Source organism: Faecalibacillus sp. (assembly GCF_047023275.1).
Lineage (GTDB): Bacteria > Bacillota_I > Bacilli_A > Erysipelotrichales > Coprobacillaceae > Faecalibacillus.
The window spans coordinates 1-7,519 of sequence record NZ_JBKYAR010000053.1 but is presented as its reverse complement, the minus strand read 5'-3'; the positions used below and the strand labels follow the sequence as shown (position 1 = coordinate 7,519).

Sequence of the window (7,519 nt, the reverse complement as noted above, 5' to 3'; positions counted from 1 at the left end):
CTTTTCTATTATTATATACTCTCTTTTAGCTTTATTCATTGGACAGATTGTCCAAAAAATAATGATCCATTAGGTCATATTACAAATTGTATCAACTTTTTTACTAATTTTTTCTTTCTTTTTTGACATTTTCTAAATTAATTTTTAAAATAATATAAAGGTGGTGTAAATATGATTGTTTTTCTTACGAGTAGTCCTACTGGTCCTTTAGACCATTCCTACCATGTAGAGGGTTTAGATCATAAAAATTATTTTGTTGAAAACTTAAAGTCTTATTGGAAAAGAGAAAGTCGATGTTGCTTGATTGCTGCTGATCCAATAGCTTATCAAAGAAATGATGAAATGTGTAATTTTTTTAAGAATGCTTTACTTAAAGAAAATCTATCTTTAGAAACATTAGATCTTTATGATACACGTTATTTTCTTTCAAAGGAAAAACTTCTAAGTTACGATGTTATTATTTTAGCAGGTGGGCATGTTCCTACTCAAAATCAATATTTTAAAGAAATTGATTTAAAAGAAAAAATAAATGATTTTCAAGGAATTGTTATTGGCATAAGTGCAGGAAGTATGAATAGCGCTGCAACAGTTTACGTACAACCTGAAGAATCTGGAGAATCGATTGATCCTCGTTTTAAAAGATGGTTGCCTGGTCTAGATTTAACAAAGCAAAATATCTTACCTCATTATCAAATGGTTAAAGATTACTATTTGGATGGTCAAAAATTATTTGAAGAAATTACCTATCCTGATAGTATTGATCATTGTTTTTTAGTCTTAGAAGATGGCAGTTATCTTTTAATAATCAATAATCATGAAACTGTTTATGGAAAAAGCTATTTATTACATGATGAAAAACTTGAAGTATTATGTCTAGAAAATGAAAATTGCAAGATTTAATTCTTGCAATTTTTTTAAAACATAAATGAACTATATGATCCATTATTATAATCATTACAAATTTGTTGCCAATTTTCCATTTCTTCTTTGATTGTGTCACATAATAGTTTATATTCTTCTTTTTCAAACTTTCCATGTTCCATCATTGATTTATAGAATTTTTTAAGACTAGCCGCTGTTTCTTTTGTTGTATTTGGTGTAGACCACATACATTTTCTAATAAAGAAATCACTAAAAAAAGAATCAATTTCTTCATTTACTTCTTCATAGTTTGCGCCATTATAATAAATCAAATAATCATTAATAAAAAATGCAACATTATTTATATGCTTTCTAATTGTTTTATCAGATAAATGTGAAATATCTTCTAAAAAAATACGTAATAATTCTTCGTGTTGTTTTTCAATTTCTTCAGGTTCAAATGATTCATCATAATACATATTATTTTCTCCTCGTCTATTTTTATTTCTTATTTAAATTATATACTACTTTAATATATTGTACAGGTACATTGTTAACACACCAAACATCATTATCCGTGACACCTACTTTATAACCATCTTCTATCATTTTTTTAGCATCTATTTCTAAAACGAGTGGTTCTTGTTTTTTCCATCTTTTAGCTGAAGTCCATGCCTTTTGAATATCTTGTTGCATATGTACCGCATGTCTTTTCATTTTACTTATATAGCCTGTTTCTTTAATCTTTTTATAAGCTTCTTTTGTTGTTCCATGGTAAAGAATGTTAGGAACCTCTACATCGTAAAAAAGTTCTGGCTCTACCCATGATATAGAATGCCCTTGATTGCACTTGATTTTTCTTATATCATCTAATTCAATTACTTTAAATCTTTGTTTATTATCTGTTTCAACAATTAATTCTAACTCTTTTAATGTTAATGAATACTTACTGTATTCATTAACATTATTAAGAAGTTGTTTAACTTCAACATAGCCTTTTTTATCCATATCTAAATGACAATCTTCTGGATGATGCCTTAATAAATAAGTAAGATATTTACCTTTATTTTCATACATTTCTATAAATAAACCTCCATAATTTATATAGACTCACTTATTATTTTTTTCATTAAAATCATAAAATATCAAGTAACATCTAATATATAGAGTAAAAGTACAAGTTTTTCTTGTACCTTCTCATTAATATCACTTTATTATTTTTTATTAATATCTAATACTGCATAATACGCATCTTTAAAGGCATCTAATGCTACACCTGCTTTTTTACAATCTCCAATAACATAAGTTGGTATATCTAAATTTTCATAGATACTTGTATCATTTGATTTCGAACCAACAGCCATAATAACATCATCATAGAAATACTCTTTTCCACTTGCAATAACAACATTATCTTCAATCTTTTCAACAGTAGCATTTGTTTCAATTGTTATAGGCATTTTATTCATTGCAAACTGAGCTGTTATTTGACGAAGTGGTCCAAGGTCTTGTAAAGCTTTTTCTTTCATTTCAAGAATTGTAATTTTCTTACCTTGACTTGCTAAAAATTCAGCAGTTTCAAAACCTACTAAACCACCACCAATAATAACAACATTTTCACCTTTAATATTTACTTTTTCACTTAAAACATCATGAGCAATGGTACATTTATCTGCGCCATGAATAGGTAATACAAATGGATCAGATCCAGTAGCTACAATTAAAGCATCTGGTTTCATACTTGAAATCAATTCTAAAGTAGCTTTAGTATTTAAATATACTTCAATTTTTGATTCTTCAACATCTTTAATCATTTTATCTACAGCATTTTTAAAATCTTTTTTAGCTGAGATAACTCCTGCTAATGCAAATTGACCACCTAAAGATGTACTTTTTTCAATAATAATTGGTGTATTCCCTGTTTCTTTTAAATCAAGAGCTGCTTCCATACCAGCAATTCCACCACCTAAAATAACAACTTTTTTAGGATGAGAAGTCATAGATAAACTATCTGTTGCTTCTTCTAATAAACCAGGATTTCTCATACATGTAATATGTTTAATACTTGGATCATATAAAGAATTGCAAAAATAATCATAACAACCTTGGTTACATCCAATACAATAACGTATTTGATTTACTTGACCATTTTTAGCTTTATTACAAAAATTAGCATCAGCAAGTTGCGCACGCGCCATTACAATTAAATCTGCTTTATCATCTTCTAATACCCTTTCCGCAAGTTCAGGAGTATTGATACGTCCACAAGGCATTGTAAGCATTCCTGTTTCTTTTCGAATACGTGCAGCATCTTCTACATTGAATCCATTTTCAATATCTACAGGAGCTACTTCATAAAGCGTTGCAGCTGTTATAATATTTCCACGTGAAATGTTTAAAACATCAACACCATATTCTTTCGCATCTTTACAAAAGTCAATCACTTCTTCAACAGTTAACCCACCTTCAAGCATATCATCATGACAATCTATTCTCATAAACAACGGCATATCTTCTGGCATATTTTGACGAATAGCTTTAATACATTCAAGCGGAAATTTTTTTCGATTTTCAAAACTTCCACCCCATTCATCACTTCGATGATTAATTCCACCAGAAAGCATTGAATGTGGTAAATAATTATGAGCACAATGAAATTCTAAACAATCAAATCCAGCTTCCACTGAACGTTTAGCAGCATCACCAAACTTATTAACGATATCCCATAATCTTTCAGAAGTAATTCCTGGTACCGTATATTCTGCACTTAATGGCATATCATTTGGAACTAGAATTTCTGCTTTTTGATCAGAAGCAACAGCTAAACCACCTTGCCAAAGTTGAATACATGTTTTACCACCAGCATCATGTACAGCATCATTTAATTTTTTAAACCCTTCAATATACTTATCTTCAGCAATAGACAAAAATCCAAAAGGTGCACTTGCTTTATCAACAGCAGTCACCTCAACCGTATTTAAACCATTACCACCTTTAGCTCGTGCTACATGATAAGCAATCAACTTATCTGTTACACTTTTTCCATCTTCACTTTCTGCACTTTCATGCGTACCCATCGCAGACATCACAACACGATTTTTTAATTTCATGCCACGAATCTGTATAGGTTCAAATAATTTATCAAACATTCCTTTTTCCTCCTAAGCATTCGCTTTTACCTTTCTTTATCATAACACTACACGGAAGCGCTATCAAACAAAAGATAGTTTTAACAGATTCTTTAAAAAAACAGCATTCCTTTCAAATTGATATCTATAAATTAAAAAATAAGTATTCTTAATTAGCTAATTTAATTAATAATACATTACTTTTAGCCATTGAAAATAATTATGTTAATAAATTTTATGTAGTCATGAAAATCTAATAAAAATAAATTATCTTTATCATTTGTTTGAAGATTAATAATATATTTAAAATTTATTATTCATGAAAAAAAGCTATTAAGACGCTTTATAGTTTTTAATAGCTTTTTATATGTTTATGTATTTTTATATTATTTGATTACTGTTTCAAGAATACCATTTTCCAAGTCTGTAATGCAATATAGATGTTTTAAAACATCAAAAGTTTCTTTTAAATTATGTTTTGCAGTATTCCATCCTTGACCATCTGTTATCCAAATAAAAGTAATTCCATTAATATTTTTTATTTCTTCTGTGATAGTCTTGTAACTTCTTGCTGTTTCATTTAATTTACTTCCACCGCTTTTGTAAAAATTAGTTTCAAACACATATATTTGTTCATCCGTTTTAACAACAAAATCAAAACGTTTAGCTACATCACCAGCATTAGTAAGTAAAGATAAATCTATACTCCATTTTTTCTCAATATCAGATGTATACATTTCTTTATAATATTCAACATTTAATTTTTTTATATATTTTTCTAATAAATCTTCCATCAAATGCCCACCTCTATTCTTTCGGCCATTTGAATCTAATCCAACTTCTACTCCAAAAGCATAATCAACAAGATTATTAATAATATGATTTTGTATTAAATCTTCTAGTCCAGTTTCCTTCATAAAAACTAAATATTCATCTATTTCAAAAGCAGTAATTTGATTATTTTTATACTTATTAAAATCATATACTATTTTTCCTTTAGTATCTTGCACTTCTATTTCATATTGTCTTACTGCAATTAATAGTGGTATACATTTTAAAACATTAGGATATTTATCACAAATATTTCTAAAATCATTTTCGAAATTTTTTGAACCTATAAGAGAATTTAAAATATTTAATTCAATTTTCAGTTCATTAACATTTTGATATACTTTATTAAAATTAACATAGTACTTATAATCAGATATACTTGTTCTAAAAGACGAAAGCCATTCATTAAATTCACGAACCATGCTCAACTGCCTCCATTCTTTTTTTCCCTATTTCATAGAATTCTTTTTCCTTTTCAATTCCAATAAATTTACGTTTTAGCTTCTTACAAACAACACCAGTAGTAAAACTTCCTGCCATAAAATCACAAACTAAATCACCTTCATTCGTACTTGCTAAAATTATTTTTTCTAACAAATATTCTGGTTTTTGTGTTGGATGTTTTCCAAATTTTTTTTCTGATTTCGGTGTCAAACTTCCAATAAATACATCTTTCGTCTGTTTACCACCATTCATTTCTTTCATCAAAGAATAATTAAATGTATGTTTATTATTTTTAATATCCTTTTTTGCCCAAAGAATTGTTTCGGTAGAATGCGTAAAACATCTACATGCTAAATTTGGTGGTGGATTTCTTTTTTCCCATGTTATATTATTCAAAATTTTAAATCCTAATTGTTCTAACAAATACCCAATTATATATATATTGTGATATGTACCTGAAATCCATATTGTTCCTGTATCTTTTAAAATTCTTTTTGCTTCTATCATCCATTTTTTATTAAATTCAACTTTTTGTTCAAAAGAAAAATTTTCATCCCATTTTCCTTTATTAACAGAAACCTGTTTCCCATTTGAACAAGTAATACCATCATTTGATAAAAAATATGGTGGATCCAAAAAAATCATATCAATTGTTTTATCCTCTATCCTGGGAAGCATATCAAATGCATCCCCATTAATTAACTGTATATCATTATTACTTTCATAGTTTGTAATAATTACTTCTTCTCCTATTCTTTTTGAAGAATCTGAATTAATCATTCTTTTTACTTGTACAATTTCTATATTGAAATCCTTATATAATTCTCTAATAAATTCAGTATTATGATTTGTTAACATACATTTAACACCTTTTTTGGTTAATTTCTTAAATAACCTTGCTAAACGCTCATGCTCTTCTTTAGAAAAACCTTCTTTTGTATAAGATTCAAAAGATGTATCATTTAACGGCGCATATGGACTATCAAAAAAAACAAAATCATCTTTTTGACAATCTTCACAAGTTTTTTCAAAATCTTGACAATATATATTTTGTTCACTTAAATATTTTGATATTTCTAATAAATTATTTTTATCAAAAGATTTACCTGACTTTTTTTGATTGAATGGTACATTAAACAATCCCTTTGAATTAACACGATAAAGTCCATTAAAACAATGTTTATTTAGATATATAAACATTGCAGCTATTTCTATACTTTTTTCATTATTCTTAATTTTTTCATTATATTTTTCTCTTGTTGAATAATAAAATTCCTTAGGATTCTTTTCATGCTCCTTATCTAATTTAGAAATTTTTTCAATCAATTCATTACAATTGTTTTGAATACATTTGTATGTATAAATCAATTCTTGATTTATATCACTAATTGTTGCATTTTTAAATTCAAATTGAAATAAAACAGCACCACCGCCAATAAATGGCTCATAATAATTGTTGACTGATATAGGTAATTTTTCATTAATCTTATCTAAAAGTTGCGTTTTACCTCCAGCCCATTTTACAAAAGGTTTCATAACTCACTCCTTTTTCCTTTAGTAATTAACTAAAAGAAAAAAGGCTCATTATCGAACCTTTATAAAACAATTTTATCCATGCTTAACTTTTTGAAATCTTGTTTAGAATGAACATATATATTCATTGTCGTGCTAGGTGACGAATGTCCTAAAATTTCACTCAAACAATTGTAATCAAAGCCAAGCTCTATGCAATTACTTGCAAAACTATGTCTAAGAGAATGAACCGTCACATTTGGTAAATTTAATTCTTTTAATATTTTTTTAAATTTATTTCTAAATGTCCTAGGCTCTATATATCTTTTTGTTTGTGTCAAAAAGTAATTATCATTTTTTTCTATTTCTAAAAAATCACAATACGCTATAGGAATTGGAATTACTCTTGTCGAATTTATTGTCTTTGTATTTTGAATGACTATTTTCGTCTTTTTTACATTCTTGTCAATACATTGAATTCTTTGTAGTGTTTTATCAATTATAAATTCTCTTTCATTTAGATCAAAATCAGAATTCTTCAATGCACAAATTTCTCCAACTCTTATACCTGTACATATAATTAATAAAATTCCTCTACTAAAATAATCATTATTTTCTTTCAAATAATCTATTAATATTTCTAATTCTTTTTTGCTTAATAACTGTGTATTTTTTTTATTCAATTTTATTTTAAAAGCCTAACTCAAGATAAATGTTGGTAATGACACCTAATAATGTCAGTC

General features: G+C 27.1%; 7 protein-coding genes. 1 reads left to right on the top strand and 6 read right to left on the bottom strand.

Annotation, left to right across the window (positions count from 1 at the left end; all coding sequences use genetic code 11):
* Positions 1-171 precede the first annotated feature (171 nt).
* Positions 172-900, top strand: coding sequence for a Type 1 glutamine amidotransferase-like domain-containing protein (locus ACLVEP_RS12430; RefSeq protein WP_412585217.1), 729 nt, complete (start codon positions 172-174; stop codon positions 898-900).
* A gap of 14 nt (positions 901-914) precedes the next feature.
* Here ACLVEP_RS12430 and ACLVEP_RS12425 read toward each other — a convergent pair whose 3' ends face one another.
* The 6 genes from ACLVEP_RS12425 to ACLVEP_RS12400 form a co-directional block, all read right to left on the bottom strand.
* Positions 915-1,340, bottom strand: a complete 426-nt coding sequence (locus ACLVEP_RS12425) for a hypothetical protein (protein WP_412585215.1) — start codon at positions 1,338-1,340, stop codon at positions 915-917.
* A 22-nt stretch (positions 1,341-1,362) separates the two neighbouring features.
* Positions 1,363-1,938, bottom strand: a complete 576-nt coding sequence (locus ACLVEP_RS12420; protein WP_412585213.1) for an RNA 2'-phosphotransferase — start codon at positions 1,936-1,938, stop codon at positions 1,363-1,365.
* A 137-nt stretch (positions 1,939-2,075) separates the two neighbouring features.
* A complete protein-coding gene (locus ACLVEP_RS12415; protein ID WP_412585211.1) occupies positions 2,076-4,010 on the bottom strand; it encodes an FAD-dependent oxidoreductase in 1,935 nt (644 codons plus the stop codon).
* A 365-nt stretch (positions 4,011-4,375) separates the two neighbouring features.
* Positions 4,376-5,242, bottom strand: a complete 867-nt coding sequence (locus tag ACLVEP_RS12410) for a type II restriction endonuclease (RefSeq protein WP_412585210.1) — start codon at positions 5,240-5,242, stop codon at positions 4,376-4,378.
* Complete coding sequence (locus ACLVEP_RS12405) at positions 5,232-6,800, bottom strand: Dam family site-specific DNA-(adenine-N6)-methyltransferase (RefSeq protein ID WP_412585209.1); 1,569 nt, start codon at positions 6,798-6,800, stop codon at positions 5,232-5,234. The genes ACLVEP_RS12410 and ACLVEP_RS12405 overlap by 11 nt, the downstream gene beginning before the upstream one ends.
* A 59-nt stretch (positions 6,801-6,859) precedes the next feature.
* Entirely contained in the window at positions 6,860-7,459 is a 600-nt protein-coding gene (locus tag ACLVEP_RS12400; RefSeq protein ID WP_412585208.1) for a site-specific integrase, read from the bottom strand.
* Positions 7,460-7,519 lie beyond the last annotated feature (60 nt).

What these genes read in the sequence shown, in the direction of transcription:
- ACLVEP_RS12405 (WP_412585209.1), bottom strand. Translation starts at nt 6,800, where the DNA reads ATGAAACCTTTTGTAAAATGGGCTGGAGGTAAAACGCAACTTTTAGAT.
- ACLVEP_RS12415 (WP_412585211.1), bottom strand. Translation starts at nt 4,010, where the DNA reads ATGTTTGATAAATTATTTGAACCTATACAGATTCGTGGCATGAAATTA.
- ACLVEP_RS12410 (WP_412585210.1), bottom strand. Translation starts at nt 5,242, where the DNA reads ATGGTTCGTGAATTTAATGAATGGCTTTCGTCTTTTAGAACAAGTATA.
- ACLVEP_RS12425 (WP_412585215.1), bottom strand. Translation starts at nt 1,340, where the DNA reads ATGTATTATGATGAATCATTTGAACCTGAAGAAATTGAAAAACAACAC.
- ACLVEP_RS12430 (WP_412585217.1), top strand. Translation starts at nt 172, where the DNA reads ATGATTGTTTTTCTTACGAGTAGTCCTACTGGTCCTTTAGACCATTCC.
- ACLVEP_RS12420 (WP_412585213.1), bottom strand. Translation starts at nt 1,938, where the DNA reads ATGTATGAAAATAAAGGTAAATATCTTACTTATTTATTAAGGCATCAT.